This window comes from Segniliparus rugosus ATCC BAA-974 (genome assembly GCF_000185725.2).
Lineage (GTDB): Bacteria > Actinomycetota > Actinomycetes > Mycobacteriales > Mycobacteriaceae > Segniliparus > Segniliparus rugosus.
Map to the genome: position 1 here is coordinate 1,245,044 of NZ_KI391954.1, position 15,621 is coordinate 1,260,664.

Annotated in this window: 14 protein-coding genes and 1 pseudogene; 10 read left to right on the forward strand and 5 right to left on the reverse strand. The window is 69.2% G+C overall.

Going from position 1 to position 15,621, the window contains the following annotated elements:
• The first annotated feature begins 149 nt into the window (after window positions 1-149).
• The 8 genes from HMPREF9336_RS15690 (at window position 150) to HMPREF9336_RS15725 (ending at window position 8,190) form a co-directional block, all read left to right on the forward strand.
• The gene (locus tag HMPREF9336_RS15690) at window positions 150-593 is read left to right on the forward strand and encodes a PaaI family thioesterase (RefSeq protein WP_007468738.1); all 444 of its coding nucleotides are present in this window, start codon (window positions 150-152) and stop codon (window positions 591-593) included.
• On the forward strand, window positions 593-895 hold the full coding sequence (locus HMPREF9336_RS15695) for an urease subunit gamma (protein ID WP_007468740.1): 303 nt from the start codon (window positions 593-595) through the stop codon (window positions 893-895). Before HMPREF9336_RS15690 ends, HMPREF9336_RS15695 begins: the two co-directional genes overlap by 1 nt.
• Window positions 896-1,040: 145 nt before the next feature.
• Entirely contained in the window at window positions 1,041-2,816 is a 1,776-nt protein-coding gene (locus tag HMPREF9336_RS15700) for an ABC transporter ATP-binding protein (RefSeq protein ID WP_007468742.1), read from the forward strand.
• A complete protein-coding gene (locus tag HMPREF9336_RS15705; RefSeq protein ID WP_007468744.1) occupies window positions 2,813-4,549 on the forward strand; it encodes an ABC transporter ATP-binding protein in 1,737 nt (578 codons plus the stop codon). Before HMPREF9336_RS15700 ends, HMPREF9336_RS15705 begins: the two co-directional genes overlap by 4 nt.
• Window positions 4,550-4,593: 44 nt before the next feature.
• On the forward strand, window positions 4,594-4,953 hold the full coding sequence (gene ureB, locus HMPREF9336_RS15710; RefSeq protein WP_007468746.1) for an urease subunit beta: 360 nt from the start codon (window positions 4,594-4,596) through the stop codon (window positions 4,951-4,953).
• A complete protein-coding gene (locus tag HMPREF9336_RS15715; protein WP_007468748.1) occupies window positions 4,950-6,665 on the forward strand; it encodes an urease subunit alpha in 1,716 nt (571 codons plus the stop codon). The genes ureB and HMPREF9336_RS15715 overlap by 4 nt, the downstream gene beginning before the upstream one ends.
• Before the next feature lie 54 nt (window positions 6,666-6,719).
• Window positions 6,720-7,514 carry an SDR family NAD(P)-dependent oxidoreductase gene (locus tag HMPREF9336_RS15720; RefSeq protein ID WP_040586147.1) on the forward strand — a complete coding sequence of 265 codons (795 nt, stop codon included), beginning with the start codon at window positions 6,720-6,722 and terminating at the stop codon, window positions 7,512-7,514.
• Window positions 7,515-7,554: 40 nt separating this feature from the next.
• Window positions 7,555-8,190 (forward strand): urease accessory protein UreF, encoded by a 636-nt coding sequence (locus tag HMPREF9336_RS15725; RefSeq protein ID WP_021030849.1) that lies wholly within the window; start codon window positions 7,555-7,557, stop codon window positions 8,188-8,190.
• Window positions 8,191-8,209: 19 nt separating this feature from the next.
• On the opposite strand, the gene HMPREF9336_RS15730 is transcribed toward HMPREF9336_RS15725, so the two are convergent.
• Window positions 8,210-8,665, reverse strand: coding sequence for a DUF4189 domain-containing protein (locus HMPREF9336_RS15730; protein ID WP_007468751.1), 456 nt, complete (start codon window positions 8,663-8,665; stop codon window positions 8,210-8,212).
• A gap of 175 nt (window positions 8,666-8,840) precedes the next feature.
• Between HMPREF9336_RS15730 and HMPREF9336_RS15735 the strand changes: the two genes are divergently transcribed.
• A complete protein-coding gene (locus HMPREF9336_RS15735; RefSeq protein WP_007468752.1) occupies window positions 8,841-9,662 on the forward strand; it encodes a site-2 protease family protein in 822 nt (273 codons plus the stop codon).
• A gap of 84 nt (window positions 9,663-9,746) precedes the next feature.
• Complete coding sequence (locus tag HMPREF9336_RS15740; protein ID WP_007468753.1) at window positions 9,747-10,634, forward strand: arylamine N-acetyltransferase family protein; 888 nt, start codon at window positions 9,747-9,749, stop codon at window positions 10,632-10,634.
• 10 nt (window positions 10,635-10,644) lie between these two features.
• Here the strand turns inward: HMPREF9336_RS15740 and HMPREF9336_RS15745 are convergent, their stop codons facing one another.
• The 4 genes and pseudogenes from HMPREF9336_RS15745 to HMPREF9336_RS15760 form a co-directional block, all read right to left on the reverse strand.
• On the reverse strand, window positions 10,645-12,078 hold the full coding sequence (locus tag HMPREF9336_RS15745) for an NAD(P)/FAD-dependent oxidoreductase (RefSeq protein WP_007468754.1): 1,434 nt from the start codon (window positions 12,076-12,078) through the stop codon (window positions 10,645-10,647).
• 147 nt (window positions 12,079-12,225) lie between these two features.
• Window positions 12,226-12,558, reverse strand: a complete 333-nt coding sequence (locus tag HMPREF9336_RS15750; protein ID WP_007468755.1) for a Rieske (2Fe-2S) protein — start codon at window positions 12,556-12,558, stop codon at window positions 12,226-12,228.
• Window positions 12,551-15,072, reverse strand: a pseudogene (gene nirB, locus HMPREF9336_RS15755) (nitrite reductase large subunit NirB). Before nirB ends, HMPREF9336_RS15750 begins: the two are co-directional and overlap by 8 nt.
• A 2-nt stretch (window positions 15,073-15,074) precedes the next feature.
• The gene (locus HMPREF9336_RS15760; protein WP_007468757.1) at window positions 15,075-15,422 is read right to left on the reverse strand and encodes a hypothetical protein; all 348 of its coding nucleotides are present in this window, start codon (window positions 15,420-15,422) and stop codon (window positions 15,075-15,077) included.
• Between the last annotated feature and the right edge of the window lie 199 nt (window positions 15,423-15,621).

Consider the following 15,621-nt stretch of genomic DNA (forward strand, 5'->3'; position numbering starts at 1 on the left):
GTCGGGTGATGTGGTGTCGGGCCGGTCATACCCTCTCGGCACTCGCGCCGAGGATTCGTGTCGCAAAACACATGATACTGACTGTATCAGATATGTGGCGAGATCGGGCGTCGAAGTCGGCTTCGGCCGGTGTGGCTAGGATGGCCGGCATGGCCGACATCGATCCGAGCGTGGACGCGAGCGTGGTGGAAGCGCTTCAGATCAATAACCAGACGGGGTTCAACAAAATCCTTGGCCTGCGCTACGGCGAGGTGCGCGGGGACCTGGTGACCGCGGAGCTGGACGTGGCCGAGGAGCATCTGCAACCGCAGGGCATCGTGCACGGCGGGGTCTACGCGGCCGTGGTTGAGACGTTGCCGAGCGTGGGCGGCACGGTGTGGCTCGCGGGCAAGGGCTATTGCGTCGGCGTCCACAACGCCACCGACTTCCTGCGCCCGGCCCGTCCCGGAACGACGCTGCGCGCCACGGCGGCCCCGGTGCACCAGGGCCGCAGCCAGCAGCTGTGGCGGGTCGAGATCGTGAACGACCAGGACAAACTCGTGGCGGTCGGGGAGCTGCGGGTGCACAACATCTACGGCGGGGCGGGCGACTGATGCGGCTGACCCCGCACGAGCAGGAGCGTTTGCTGCTCTCGTACGCCGCCGAGCTGGCTCGGCGGCGGAAGGCCCGAGGGCTCAAGCTCAACCACCCCGAGGCGGTGGCGATCATTTCGGACCACGTCTTGGAGGGGGCGAGGGACGGGCGCACGGTCGCGGAGCTCATGGATTCCGGGCGGAGCCTGCTCTCGCGGGAGGACGTGATGGAAGGGGTGCCGGAGATGCTGCACGACGTGCAGGTCGAGGCGACTTTCCCGGACGGGACCAAGCTTGTGACCGTGCACCACCCGATCGGGTGACGCGCCGGGCGCGCCTCGGCCGGAGCCTGTCCGCAGTAATTACGTAGGGCAGGCTATCCTATCTCTCTAAGTCTCGTGGCGTTTCCCGGCGGCTCTCGCCGGAATCGCGCGTCCCCGAGAGCTGGAGCGAAGGGAAAGAGCTGATATGGCAGGCGAGAAAGCCGCAGGCGCGGAGCGGACGAAGCTGTTCGAGGCGGTGCGCGGCCGGATTTTCGTGATCGCGGCGCTCAGCTTGGCGGGCTCGGCGTGCTCGGTGGTCCCGCTGATCGCGATCTCCGAGCTTGCGAAAACGCTATGGCCTGCCTTCGAGGGCGGCGCGGTGGACGAGGGCGGCGCGTGGGCGATGGCCGTTTTGGCTGCCGTCGCGCTCGCGGTCAGCCTCGTCGCCGCAGGTTTGTCGGGTGTGGTGAGCCATCTCGCGGACAACGACCTGCAGCTGGACCTGCGGACCAAGATCGTGCAAAAGCTGCGCGAGCTTCCGCTTGGCTGGTTCGGCGACCGCTCCTCTGGCGAAGTGCGCAAAGTGGCCGAGAGCGACGTCTCCGCAGTCCACTCGCTCATCGCGCACGGGATCGGGGACATCGTCACGGCGGTCGCCGTGCCGGTGCTGTCGCTGGCTTACTTGTTCGCCACGCAGTGGCGGATGGCGCTGGTGTGCTTGGTCCCGATCGTGGTGACGATGGTCGTCTACTCCGTCGCGATGCGCGGCGGGCAGGAACAGCTCGCGGCGTACGAGTCGTCGGTCGCGAAGTTGGGCTCCGCCGCCGTCGAGTTCGTGCACGGCATCGCGGTGGTGAAAACGTTCGGCCAGATCGGGCGCAGCCACAGCCGCTACCAGGAGGCGGTCGGCGAATTCGTCGGGTTCTACCGCGACTCCACCCGGCGCTCTTCGCTGGGGATGGGGGTCGTCACCTTGATCACCTCCCCCGTCGTGGTCCTGGTGTATCTGTCGGCCGTGAGCGCGTGGCTGGTCGGAGCCGGAGCGGTCACGCCGGTCGAGGTGGTCCCCGCGCTCCTGCTCGGGCTCGGGCTGACCGCGCCGCTGCTCCAGCTCGGAGCCTCCGGCAAGGCGATGTACAACGCGATGCAGAGCAAGGCCTCGCTGGTCGAGTTCTTCGCCCAGCCGACGATCCCGCAGCCCGAGCGCCCGGTCGCGCCGGAGGGCCACGCGGTGGGGTTCGACTCGGTGTCGTTCAGCTACGACGGCGACCGCCAGGTGCTCAACGAGATCGCGGCGCAGTGCGCCCCCGGCACGACGACCGCGCTCGTCGGGCCCTCCGGGTCAGGGAAGTCCACCCTCGCCCGGCTCGTGCCGCGCTTCTACGACGCGACCGGAGGCTCGGTGTCGGTCGGCGGCGCGGACGTCCGCGCCATCGCGGCCGACCAGCTCTACGGGACGGCTGGCTTCGTGTTCCAAGACGTCTACCTGCTGCGCACGAGCGTCCGCGACAACATCCGCCTCACCCGGCCCGACGCGGACGACGCGGCGGTGGAGCGCGCGGCGCGCGGCGCGCAGATCCACGACCGGATCCTGCGCCTGCCAAGGGGGTACGACTCCGTGATCGGCGAGGACGCGCATCTGTCCGGCGGCGAGGGGCAACGGCTCACCATCGCCCGCGCGTTGGTGACCGACGCGCCGGTTCTCGTCCTCGACGAGGCGACCGCGTTCGCGGACCCGGATTCGGAGGCCGCCATCCAAGAGGCGCTCTCCACGCTCGCCGAGGAGCGCACGCTGCTGGTCATCGCGCACCGGCTGCACACGATCGTCGGCGCCGACCAGATCCTCGTGCTCGACGGCGGCCGCGTGGTCGAGCGGGGCTCCCATGCCGAACTGACCGCCAAGGGCGGGCTCTACAGCCAGATGTGGGACCGCTACAGCAAGGCGCACGCCGCGACGACCCCGCAAGGAGCGGACCGATGATCAAGAAACTTTTCGCGCTCGCGGACGAGCAGGGCCGGCGGCGGCTGCGCGCGCTGATCGCGACGGTTGCCGTCTGCGGGGTGCTGCAGGGGTTGGCCTTCGTCGCCCTCGTCCCCTTCCTCACGTCCTTGTTCACCCGCGACAGCGCCGCGACGGCCCGGTGGCTCGGAGTCTTGGCGCTGCTCGCCCCGCTGTACGCGGTCGGGTTCTGGACCAGCACGAAGCTCAGCGTCGCGTCGGCCGTCGATGTGATCGCGGTGCTCCTCGACAAACTCGGGTCCAGGCTCGTCGAGCTCCCGCTCGGCTGGTTCGCCGCAGATCGCAGCGGCTCGGTCTCGGACACCGCCACGCGGGGCGTCGTCTTCGCGGCCACGGTGCCCTACGCCATCCTGCGCCCGCTGCTGATCGGTTTCATCACCCCCGCGACGGTTCTGATCGGTTCGGTGTTCCTGCAATGGCGCGTCGCGCTCGTCATGGCGCTCGTCGTGCCCGTCATGCTGCTGGTCCATCGGGTGATCTCGGGCCGGCTCGCCTCGGCTGACCGCGAGCACACCGCCGCGACCGCCGAGACCGCGGCCCGCGTCATCGAGTACGCCAGGGTGCAGCCGGCGTTGCGGACGGCGGGGGACAACGCCATCGCCCGAGGCCTCGTGCAGCGCGCGCTGCGGGCGCAGCACGCCGCGACGAAGAAGGCGTATTTGACCGGCGGCGCGGCGGTCGGCCTTTTCGGCGGCGCGGTGCAGCTCGCGGTGGTCGCGGTCATCGTCGTCGCCACCTGGCTCGCCTTGGACGGGCAGTTGGCGCTCGCGACCCTGGTGCCGCTTTTGGTGCTGGCCGTGCGGTTCGTCGAGCCCATCGTCCAGTCGGGGGCGTTGGGCGGCGCGTTGGGGATGGCGGCCAACACCGTCGACCACATCCAGTCGCTGATCGACGAGCCCGCGCTGCCCGAGCCAGACCAGCCGCGCTCGCCGCAGGGCTGGGGGATCGCGTTCGAGGACGTGACCTTCGGCTACGACGGCGATCCTGTCCTGCGCGGGCTCACGTTCGAGGCTCCCGAGGGCGCGATGACGGCGATCGTCGGCCCGTCCGGATCGGGCAAAACCACGATCACCCGGCTGATCGCCCGGTTCTACGACCCGGAGCAGGGCGTCGTCTCCATCGGCGGAGCCCCGTTGCCGGAGTTGGGCTCGAACACGGTGCTGAGCGCGGTCGCGCCGGTCTTCCAAGACGTGTATCTCTTCGACGGGACGATCCTGGAGAACATCTGGCTCGGCAACCCCGAAGCCACCCGCGAACAAGTCATCCGGGCGGGGGAGCAGGCGCGGGCGGACGAGATCGCCGCTCGGCTGCCTGGCGGTTGGGACGCGAGGGTCGGCGAGGGCGGGACGAACCTCTCCGGCGGCGAGCGGCAGCGGGTCTCCATCGCGCGGGCTCTGCTCAAGGACGCTCCGATCGTGCTGCTGGACGAGGCGACCGCCGCGCTCGACGTCGGCAACGAGCAGGCGATCCACGACGCGTTCGCCGCGATCCGCGAGGGCCGGACCCTGGTCGTCGTCGCGCACCGGCTCCAGACCATCGCTTCGGCGGACCGGATCATCATGCTCGACGGGCGGGGCGGGATCGCAGAAGCGGGCAGCCACGAGGAACTGCTCGCCAGGGGCGGCGGCTATGCCCGGTACTGGAACGAGCGGATCGGCGCGGCCGGGTGGCGGCTGGTCAAGGCCGAAGGCTGAGCGGAGCCGAGCGCGAGAACCACCAGTTCCCGTACAGTGATTGCATGATTCCCGGCGAGATCCTTGGCGCTTTCGGCTATGCCCCCGGTTACATCGAGCTGAACGAGGGCAAGCCGTCGATCCCGCTCGAGGTGCTCAACGCCGGCGACCGGCCGGTGCAAGTCGGCAGCCATGTGCATTTCGCCCAAGCCAACACGGCGCTGCGGTTCGACCGGGAGCACGCGCACGGATTGCGGTTGGACATCCCGGCGGGCACCGCCGTGCGTTTCGAGCCGGGGGTGGCCAAGCGCGTTTTCTTGACCCCGGTCGGCGGCGCGCGGTTCGTGCCCGGCCTGAGCCTTGACCCGCCGGGGGCGCTCGGCGCGCAGATCGAGGTCGTGGTGCCAGACGAGCGCGACCAGTGAGCCGCATCGACCGGGTCCGTTATGTCGGGCTCTACGGGCCGACCGTCGGCGACCGGATCCGCCTCGCGGACACGGACTTGTTCATCGAGGTGACCGAGGACCGTTGCGGCGGCCCCGGTCTCGCGGGCGACGAGGCCGTGTTCGGCGGCGGGAAAGTCTTGCGCGAGTCGATGGGGCAGGGCAGGGCGACCCGCGCGGAGGGGGCGCCCGACACGGTCATCACCGGCGTGGTGGTGCTCGACTGGTGGGGCGTCGTCAAAGCCGACGTCGGCATCCGCGACGGGCGGATCGTCGCGCTCGGCAAAGCGGGGAACCCGGACACGATGGACGGCGTGCACCCCGGCCTGGTGATCGGCCCGTCCACCGAGATCATCGCGGGCAACGGGAAGATCCTCACCGCCGGCGGGATCGACTGCCACGTGCATTTCATCTGCCCGCAGATCATTCCCGAGGCGCTCGGCTCCGGGCTCACCACGCTCATCGGCGGCGGGACCGGCCCTGCGGAGGGCTCGAAGGCGACCACGGTGACCCCGGGAGCGTGGCATCTCGCCCGGATGCTGGAGGCGTTGGACGGGCAGCCGATGAACTTCGTCCTGCTCGGCAAGGGCTCGACGGTCTCGGAAGAGAGCATGTGGGAGCAGCTGCGCGCCGGGGCTTGCGGCTTCAAGATCCATGAGGACTGGGGCGCGACGCCCGCCGCGATCGACGCCTGCCTGCGGGTCGCCGACGCGTCGGGCGTGCAGGTCGCGCTGCACACCGACACCCTCAACGAGTTGGGGTACGTCGCGGACACGTTGGCGGCCATCGGCGGGCGGGGGATCCACACCTACCACACCGAGGGCGCGGGCGGCGGGCACGCTCCCGACATCATCTCGGTCGCCTCCCACGCGAACGTCCTGCCCAGCTCCACCAACCCCACCCGCCCGCACACGGTGAACACCATCGACGAGCACCTTGACATGCTCATGGTGTGCCACCACCTCAACCCGGCGATTCCGGAGGACTTGGCGTTCGCGGAGAGCCGGATCCGGCCGTCGACCATCGCGGCGGAAGACCTCCTGCACGATCTGGGGGCTATCTCGATGATCGGCAGCGACGCGCAGGCGATGGGCCGGATCGGCGAGGTGGTCATCCGCACCTGGCAGACCGCGCATGTCATGAAACGCCGGTTGGGCGTGCTGGCGGGCGGGCGCAAGGTCGACAACTTCCGCGCGCGCCGGTACGTCGCCAAGTACACGATCTGCCCGGCCATCGCGCACGGGCTCGACGACGAGATCGGCAGCGTCGAGCCGGGCAAGCTCGCGGACCTCGTGCTGTGGGACACCGCGTTCTTCGGCGTCCGCCCGCACCTCGTGCTCAAAGGCGGGATGATCGCGTGGGCGCAGATGGGGGACGCGAACGCCTCCATCCCCACCCCGCAGCCGGTGCTGCCGAGGCCCATGTTCGGCGCGGCGGCGGCCCCGGAGACCTCGGTGCATTTCGTCGCGCCCGCCGCGTTGGAGGCGGGCCTCGCCGACCGTCTGGCGGTGCGGCGGCGCCTGGTGGCGGCGAAGGACGTGCGCGGGGTGCGGAAGGCGGACCTCAAGCTCAACGACGCGACTCCGGACATCCAGGTCGATCCGGACACGTTCACAGTGCGGGTGGACGGCGAGGTCTTCGAGGAGGAACCCGCCGTCGAGCTGCCGATGGCGCAGCGTTATTTCTTGTTCTGATGTGCAGCGTCAACAAAAGTTGCACACACAATATTTGTGTGTAGTATGATCCGCGTGCAGATCGACTTGAACGGAAAGACCGCGCTGGTGACCGGCTCGACGCAGGGCATCGGCTTCGCCATCGCGAAAGCCCTCGCCGGAAGCGGCGCGCGGGTCGCGATCAATGGACGCTCGAGGGCCAGCGTGGACGGAGCCGTCGCCCGACTGCGCGACGAGATCCCCGGCGCGGACGCGTTGGGGCTCGTCGCGGACGTGGCGACGGAGGAAGGGGCCGGGGCCGCCGCTTCGGCGCTGCCCGAGGCCGACGTGCTCGTGAACAACCTCGGGATCTTCGGCTCCGAGGAGCCGTTGGAGATCTCCGACGACGAGTGGCGGCGCTATTTCGAGGTCAACGTGCTCGCCGCCATCCGGCTCACCCGGCACTACCTGCCGGGGATGACCGCGAAGGGCTGGGGCCGGATCCAGTACATCGCGAGCGATTCCGCCATCGTGATCCCCGCCGAGATGATCCACTACGGGGTGTCCAAGACCGCCCTGCTCGGCGTCTCGCGGGGCTTCGCGAAAGCGGCGGCGGGCACCGGGGTCACGGTGAACTCGGTGATCGTGGGGCCGACCCACACCGGCGGGGTGGAGGACTTCGTCTACCAGCTCGTGGACAAGTCGCTGCCGTGGGAGGCCGCGCAGCGCGAGTTCATGAAGGCTTACCGGCCGCAGTCCCTCTTGCAGCGGCTCATCGAGCCCGAGGAGGTCGCGAACCTCGTCGCGTACCTGAGCTCCCCGCTGGCTTCGGCGACCACCGGGGCCGCCGTCCGAGTCGACGGAGGGTACGTGGACGCGATCGTGCCCTGAGCTGCACGCCCCGGATATCGGCGCGCTATCCTCTGGGGTGATGAGCCCCGTGTCCGCCCTCTTGCTCGCGCTCGCGGACTCGCGGCTGCCGACCGGCGCGCACGCGCATTCGGGCGCGATGGAGGAGGCCATCGCCTCGGGCATGGTCGTGGACCTGGCCAGCGCGGAGGCGTTCCTCGTGCGTAAAACGAAGACGACCAGCCTGACGGGCGCGTCCGTCGCCGCGCACCTCGCTGCGGGTCGCTGCGGGCCGATGGCGGCCGAGCGGCTGGCGGACGTGCGGACCCCTTCGCCAGCCGCGCGCGAAGCCTCGCGCGAGCAGGGGAGGGGTTTGGCGCGGCTGGCGAAGGCCAGCTGGCCGGGCTGCGGCGAGAAGCTGCCGCCCCGGCCGCATCTGACCACGGTGTTCGGCGTGCTCGGAGCCCATCTCGGGCTGGGGGCCGAGGATGTCGCGGCGATCTTCGTGTACACCGCGATGAGCGCGGCCGCGACGGCGGCCCAGCGGCTGCTGGCGCTGGACCCGCAGCTCATGGCGGCGGCGACGCTGCGGCTCTCGGGGCTTTGCGACGAGATAGCGCAGCGCGCCGCGAGCGGTCTGCAGGAGGTCTCCGACCCGTTCGGCGACATCCTCGCCGAACGTCACGGGCTGCGGGACCAGGCCCTCTTCCGCTCGTGACGGCTTCGCGCCGCCCGGCTCAGATGCCGGTGCGCTGCTCGAAGGCCGCGCAGTACGTGGTCACCAGCACGCACTCCTGCGCTCCGGCCTTGCACGCGTCGAGGACCCGGACCTGGCGGGCGTCGGTCTCGTCGTCATCGTCGCCGCCGAGTTCCGCGAAGAATTGGGCGTTGCGGACGTCTTTGCCGTCCTCGCCTTTCGAGGTGGTGACCCCCTTGGCGACGGTGGCGCAGGTGTTGGTGAAGCTTGTGACGACCTGGCAGTCGGTGGCGCCGTTGCGGGCGCAGAGGTCCTTCGCGGCGTTCTCCTCGAACTTGCGGCTCGCGGGGCCGGAGATCGTGCCGACCGCGCCGGTGCTCGGCGAGACGGCGATGGCGGCGTTCCAGATATCGTCCGCGGCGGCGGTCGACATGGACGCGGCGACGGGCGCAAGAGCGAGGGCGGCGGAAGCCATGACGGCCGGTAACAGTCTCATAACGAAGGATTGTAAGGGCAGGGACAGATTTGCGCGAGTCGAACCGCAATACGTCCAAAGAATTCAACAAAAGAATTCAACAAATTGTCGCGCGGATGAATAATTGTTCCGGCGAGCACCGCGCCCGCAGAGTCCTCATCGGGTCGGATCGGCTCGCAGCAGGTACCGTGTTCGGGTGAGCTACACCTCCGCGTTCAAGGGAATCCGCCCCAGTCCTGTCTTCTTCGGCTTGCTCGGGGCCACCGCGCTCGGCGGAGCGCTCGCGTGGGTCGGGGAGCCGGGCGGCGCGTTGGGCAGGCTCGGAGCCTTCGTCTTCATCTTCGGCGGCTGGCTGACGACCTTGTGCCTGCACGAGTTCGGCCACGCGTTCGCCGCATGGCGGTTCGGCGACCACGACGTGGCGCTGAAGGGCTATCTCGACCTCGACATCCGCCGGTACACCGATCCGCTCAACTCGCTCGTGATCCCTATGGTGATCATTCTGATCGGCGGCATCGGCCTGCCGGGCGCGGCGGTCTACCTGGACACCCAGTGGATGAGCAAGAAGCAGCGCACCATCATCTCGCTGGCGGGGCCTGCCGCGAACCTGATCGCTGCCGTGCTCCTGTTGGCCGCCGGGGCGGCGGGCCTTGCCTCGCTGACCTGGTTCGAGTGGGACGGCCCAGGCGGGGGCGGCGTGGTGCAGTCGGGCCACCTGGTGTTCTGGGCCGCCGTGGAGTTCCTCGGGTTCCTCCAGGTCTTCGCGGTGGTGATCAACCTCTTGCCGGTCCCCGGCCTGGACGGCTACGGCGCGATCGAGCCGTGGCTCTCGTACGAGACGCAGCGCAAGCTGTATCCGGTCCGGCAGTGGGGTTTTCTCGTCCTCTTTATGATCCTGCTGCTCCCGAACCCGATCGGGGCGGAGATCCGAGGCCTCATCCTCGGCGTTTTCGACCTGCTCGGCGGCGACCACGACTTCGCCGGGATCGGCAGGCGGCTCGCCATGCCGTGGCAGTGACGGGCAGGTTCGGGCGGCGGCGGAGTTGCCAGATTGTTCGCGAGGAGGTCGTCGGCCGCGCGGGCCGTTGACTATGCTGGGGCCGTGAGCAGTCCAGTCGCAGCGCAGACGGCGTCTTCGGCGTGGTTCTGCGAGGATTTCGACCTCGACAGATACTTCGAACGGATCGGCTACACCGGGAGCGCGGAGCCGACCTTCCAGACGTTGCGCGAGCTTCAATTGGCCGATTCCACGAGCATCCCGTGGGAGAACATCGAGATGTTCTTGGGCCGCCCCGCCGTGCTGGAGCCCCCCGCGATCCTGGACAAGATCACCGTCGGCCGCCGGGGGCTGACTTGCGAGGAGCACACCACGTTGTTCGCCGCCGCGCTCGCCGCGCTCGGGTTCCACGTGGAATGCCGCTCGGCGAGGGTGCGGATGGGGGCGGAGAAAATCACCGGGCTGTCGCACGCGGTGGTTTGGGCGCAGGTCGACGGGACGGCGTACTGGTGCGACGTTGGCTTCGGGACCGGCCCGCTCGAACCGGTGCGGCTCGCGGACGGAGCGCGCGGCAGGGCGGGCGTGTGGGAGCACGCGGTGCGCTGGGAGCGCGGCGAGTGGGTGCTCGCCGGCAAGACCGCCGAGGGCTGGATCGATTTCAGCAGCTTCGCCGACGTGCCGCGTTATCCGGTGGACAACCTCTACACGAACCATTTCTTGTCGACGCATCCCCGCTCGCCGTTCCGCAAAACTCCGCGCGCGTCCCGGATGGACGAGTCGCATGCCGTGTTGCTCCAAGGCGGCGAACTGGTCGTCTCCACTGCGGACGAGGTGCTGAGCAGGACAGAGGTGTCGGCTGAGGACACCCTTCCCGTCCTGGCGGAGGAGTTCGGCGTGCACCTCTGCGAGCAGGACCAGGCACTGGTCGTGGCGCGCATCCGCGATATGCGCGACACGCCCCGCTTCGACACTCCCGAAGCGGTCCTCGGCTAACCGACTCGCTCTAGTTCGTGGCGGCTTTCGGCGCGGCGGCCTCGGCGGCGGGCGCGGCGCTGTTCTCCTCGGCCCCTCGAGCGGCGGCTTCCGCCTGCTCGCGCAGGATGGCGTTGCGTTCCAAGAGCGCGATGCGCGCCTGGATCTGCTGGTGGGTGATGGTGAGCTGGGCCCTGCCTGGCGTGATGAAGGCCCCGAGCCAGGAGAAGATCGTGGTCACCCGGTTCTTGAACCCGACAAGGTAGTACAGGTGGATGAAGAGCCACAGCACCCAGGCGATGAAGCCGGAGAACTCGAACTTCCAGACCTTCGCGACGGCGGAGAAGCGGGAGATGGTGGACATCGAGCCCTTGTCCAGGTACTTGAACGGCTTGCGGGGCTCGCCCTTGAAGTCGCCCTTGATCATCTTGGCCGCGTGCTTGCCGCCCTGGATCGCGCCCTGGGCCATGCCGGGGACTCCGGGGACCGAGGCCATGTCGCCGACGACGAAGATGTCCGGGTGGCCGGGGACGGAGAGGTCCTTGTCCACGACGACCCGGCCCGCGCGGTCGAGCTCGACTCCCGTCTGCGCGGCGAGCTGCTTGCCGAGCGGGCTCGCGGCCACACCGGCGGACCACACTTTGCACTTCGTCGCGATGGTGTGCAGGGCGCCCGCTTTGTCCTTGTAGGTGACGCCGTCCTGGTCCACGTCGACCACGATCGCGTCGAGCCGGACCTCCACGCCGATCTTCTCCAAGTGCTTCTGCGCCTTCTCGCCGAGCTTCTTGCCCATCGGGGGGAGCACGGCGGGCGCGCCGTCGAGGAGGATGATGCGGGCCTGGCGCGCGTCGATGTTCTTGAACGCCCCCTTGAAGGTGCGGTGGGCGAGCTCGGCGATCTGGCCCGCGACCTCCACGCCGGTCGGACCGGCTCCGACCACGACGAAGGTGAGCGCCCGCTCCTGCTCGACGGGGTCGTTGGTCGCCTCGGCCAGCTCGAACGCGCCGACGATGCGGCCGCGCAGCTCGAGCGCGTCGTCGATGGTCTTCATGCCGGGGGCGAACTCGGAGAAGTGGTCGTTGCCGAAGTAGGACTGGTCCGCCCCCGCAGCGATGACGAGCGTGTCGTACGGGGTGGTGACGACTGTCGCCGGACGGCGGCGCGACCCTGCGATCCGGGAGACCACCGTCTTGGACGCGGTGTCGATCTGCTCCACGTCGCCGAGGAGCACCTTGGCGTTCTTCTGCTTGGCGAGGATAAGCCGGGTCGGCGGGGCGATCTCGCCCTCGGACAGGATGCCGGTCGCCACTTGGTAGAGCAGCGGCTGGAACAGGTGGTGCGTGGTCTTGGCGATGAGAGTGATCTGGACCGGCGCCTTCTCGAGGGACTGCACGACGTTGATCCCTCCGAAGCCGGATCCGATCACCACCACACGGTGGGGCGTCTGTTGTGCGTCCTGGCTCATGCGGTTCGCCTCCTGTCTGGTCCGCTTTTTCCCCTCCTGCTTACCACAAGAGGGGGACGAACGCCCGTTAGGAACCCCTCATCACGAGGGCCGTGGGCGCTCCGACGTGCGCGCGCGGGAGAGAGTCTGCTTGATCACAGGCTCCGCTCATCCGCCGAGCGAAACCAAGATCCGGCCGTTCTCCGCCCACGCGCTGTGCACGGCGAGCCTGCCGACCCCTTCGCTGGTGCACAGCCCGCTCGCGAGGCTGAAGGCGTACTGGTGCAAGGGGCAGACGACGACGCCGAGGTCCACTTGTCCGTCCGCGATCGGCCCTGCTTTGTGCGGGCACGTCGCGGACGTGGCCCGCAGCTCGCCGTTGTCGAGCAGGAACACCGCGATCTGCGCGCCGTCCACCACGTACGCGCGGCCCTCGCCAGGGGTGAGGTCGGCGACAGCCCCGATGTCGTAGACCTCCTCGACCCGAAGGGGTTTAGCCATGCTCGCCTCCTGAGCGGATCGGGACCAGCGGCAGCGGCACGAGCGGCAGCGCCGGTTGGAATTGCGCGGGGGATTTGGGCTCGGCGCGCTCCAGCCAGGGATCGCGGTAGCCGTCCACCGAGTGCTGCATCCGCTCCTCGAGCCCGTCGCAGATGCCGTCGGCATCCTCGATCAGCAGGCGCTTGAGTTCGTCAATGCCCACCCTCGGCACCCAGGCGTAGGTGCGTTCGAGCCATTTCGCGTCCTCGCGGTAGTGCTGGATGAACCGGCTCGCGACGGTCAGCACCTCCTCGGGGGAGTCGACGGTGGCGAGGAGGTCGCCCTTGCGGATGTGCGCCCCTGCCGCTCCGCCGACGTAGATCTCCCACCTGCCGTCGCCGACCGCGACGACGCCGAAGTCCTTGCACAGCGCCTCCGAGCAGTTCCGGGGCATCCGGCGACGGCGAGTTTGAGCTTGGCCGGCGTCTCAAGGCCTTGGAAGCGCTCCTCGATCTTGATCCCCAGGCCGGTGGAGTCGTCAAGGCCGTAGCGGCAGAAGTCGCGCCCGACGCAAGTCTTCACCGTGCGGAAGCTCTTGCCGTACGCGTATCCGGAGGGCATGCCCAGATCGCCCCAGACCTTCGGCAGATCCTCTTTCTTGATGCCGAGCAGGTCGATCCGCTGCCCGCCGGTCACCTTCACCATGGGGACGTTGTACTTGTCCGCGACGTCCGCGATCTTGCGCAGCTGGTCGGGCGTGGTCACCCCGCCCTTCATCTGCGGCACCACCGAGAACGTGCCGTCCTTTTGGATGTTGGCGTGCACCCGGTCGTTGATGAACAGGGCTCCGCGCTCGTCCACCCAGTCCGGGCCCCAGACGACCCGCAGCAGCGAGGCCAGCGCCATTTTCGCCGTCGCGTCGCCGCCGTTCGGCGCGAGCTCGGCGAAGACCTGCGAGACCGCCCGCAGGCCTCGGGCCTTGACCTCGGCGATGAGCTGCGCCTTGGTCAGCGGGATGCAGGGCACGTAGTAGTCGGCGGCGGGGTCGGCGGTCAACGCGCCGCCCGCCGCGCACGCGACGATGTCGGCGACCAGCCCCTTGCAGGAGCCGCAGCCCTTCCCCGCGCGGGTCTTGGCGACCACTTCGGAGAGCGAGGTCGCGCCCGCTTCCACGCAGGCGACGATCTGCCCCTTGCTGACGCCGTTGCAGTTGCAGACCTGCGCGTCGTCGGCGAGCTCCGCCGCACCGGTCGCCTGGGAGGGCGTGCCCATGTCGAAGAGCATGCTGATCCGCTCCTCGGGCAGAGGCACCTTGTCGTCGAACGCCTGGGAGAGGAAGCCCACCTTGCTGACGTCGCCGAGCAGCATGGCTCCGATGAGCTTCCCGTCGCGGACCACGACGGACTTGTACGTTCCGCTTTTGGGCTCGTAGAACTGGACGAACTCGTCGTCCGGGCGCTCGGGGCCCTTCACGCCCATGGCCGCGACGTCCACCCCGGCGACTTTGAGCTTCGTGGTCAGCCGGGAGCCGTGGTACGCGGCCTTCGGGTCGGCCCCGGTGAGGTGGTCGGCCAGGACTGTCGCCTGCTCCCACACCGGCGCGACGAGGCCGAAGGTCTCGCCCCGGTGCTGGCAGCATTCGCCGATGGCGTAGATCGAGCCCTCGTCCTCGCAGCGCAGCTGGTCGTCCACGACGATCCCGCGCTCGACGACCAGCCCGGCCGAACGGGCGAGCTCGGTGTTCGGGCGGATGCCCGCGGCGACCACCACCATGTCGGCGGGAATGGTCTCGCCGTCGTGGAACTGCACGCCGACGACCTCGCCCCGCTCGTCGCGCACCACCGCGGTGGTCCGCGCAGAGGTGCGCACCTCGATGCCGAGGCTCTCGATGCGGGCGCGTAGGATCCGCCCGCCGCGCTCGTCGAGCTGCTGGTTCATCAGGTGGCCGGGGGAGTGCACGACGGTCACGTCCAGCCCCTGGGTCTTCAGGCCGTACGCCGCCTCCAGGCCCAACAGGCCCCCGCCCACCACGACCGCGGTGGTGTGGTCGCGGGAGGTGGCGAGGTCGATCATGCCGGTGGTGTCTTTGATCGTGCGGAAGCCGAAGACGTTGCGCCCGAGCCGTCCGTCCGCCTCGCGCAGTCCGTCCATGTTCGGGAAATAGGTGTTGCTTCCGGTCGCGATGACGAGTACGTCGTAGGGGATCTCGCGCTCGGACTCGCAGGTGACCGTTTTGGCGAAGCGGTCGATCTTGACCGCCCGGTCTCCGGCGTAGAGGCGCACGCCGTGCTCGCGGTACCAGCTCATCGGGTTGAGGAAGAAGTCCTCGCTCTCCAAGGTGGCTTCGCCGGAGAGGACGTGCGAGAGCATGATGCGGTTGTAGTTCCCGTGCGGCTCGTCTCCGATCATGGTGACGTTGAAGAGCTTCCCCTTGCCCCTGGCGATGATCTCCTCGACCGCGCGGGCTCCGGCCATGCCGTTGCCGACGACGACGAGCTTGCGCCGGGGGTCTTCGGTGTTCTCCTGCTCGGGCATGCTCAGATCTCCATCAGGCCGAAGTCGACGACGACCTCGCCCGTCGTGCCCGAGGGAGCGGCGACCACGAGTTCGAGCGTGGAGTCCGGGTCCACGTCCTCCACGACCCGCAGCGGGATGTTCACCCCCGAGCGCGCTCCCATCGGGAAGTGGCGCATCGGGGCCCCGTCGCGCCAGAGCGAGACCACGACGAGCTCGTCGGAGGAGTTGCCGCCCCGGAAATAGAGGGGCTGGGCGGTGGTCCCTTGGGGCACGACGTAGACCAAGGCCGGATCGATCAGGGACGGCTTCGCAAGGCCCTCGCCGCTGAATTGGAAGACGCCTTGGAGGAATTTCGGGGTGCTCGCCATGCTTTCGAGGGTTGTCCTCGGCGGTGACGCGACCACTACACCCGTGTTATCGAGTCATCAACAAGACCTCAGCGCCTCGCGCGGGGAGTTGTGCGGGGCGGAATCTGTCGCGCGCGGGATGCTGCGCGAGGTCCGGGCAAAGCCTGGGCGCTGCGCGCGGCGGCTGTGTGCAATAATGGGCGCAGTTTCGAGAGCCAGA

Coding starts and splice junctions, on each gene's coding strand:
- HMPREF9336_RS15690 (WP_007468738.1), top strand. CDS start 150: ATGGCCGACATCGATCCGAGCGTGGACGCGAGCGTGGTGGAAGCGCTT.
- HMPREF9336_RS15695 (WP_007468740.1), top strand. CDS start 593: ATGCGGCTGACCCCGCACGAGCAGGAGCGTTTGCTGCTCTCGTACGCC.
- HMPREF9336_RS15700 (WP_007468742.1), top strand. CDS start 1,041: ATGGCAGGCGAGAAAGCCGCAGGCGCGGAGCGGACGAAGCTGTTCGAG.
- HMPREF9336_RS15705 (WP_007468744.1), top strand. CDS start 2,813: ATGATCAAGAAACTTTTCGCGCTCGCGGACGAGCAGGGCCGGCGGCGG.
- ureB (WP_007468746.1), top strand. CDS start 4,594: ATGATTCCCGGCGAGATCCTTGGCGCTTTCGGCTATGCCCCCGGTTAC.
- HMPREF9336_RS15725 (WP_021030849.1), top strand. CDS start 7,555: ATGAGCCCCGTGTCCGCCCTCTTGCTCGCGCTCGCGGACTCGCGGCTG.
- HMPREF9336_RS15730 (WP_007468751.1), bottom strand. CDS start 8,665: ATGAGACTGTTACCGGCCGTCATGGCTTCCGCCGCCCTCGCTCTTGCG.
- HMPREF9336_RS15745 (WP_007468754.1), bottom strand. CDS start 12,078: ATGAGCCAGGACGCACAACAGACGCCCCACCGTGTGGTGGTGATCGGA.
- HMPREF9336_RS15750 (WP_007468755.1), bottom strand. CDS start 12,558: ATGGCTAAACCCCTTCGGGTCGAGGAGGTCTACGACATCGGGGCTGTC.
- HMPREF9336_RS15760 (WP_007468757.1), bottom strand. CDS start 15,422: ATGGCGAGCACCCCGAAATTCCTCCAAGGCGTCTTCCAATTCAGCGGC.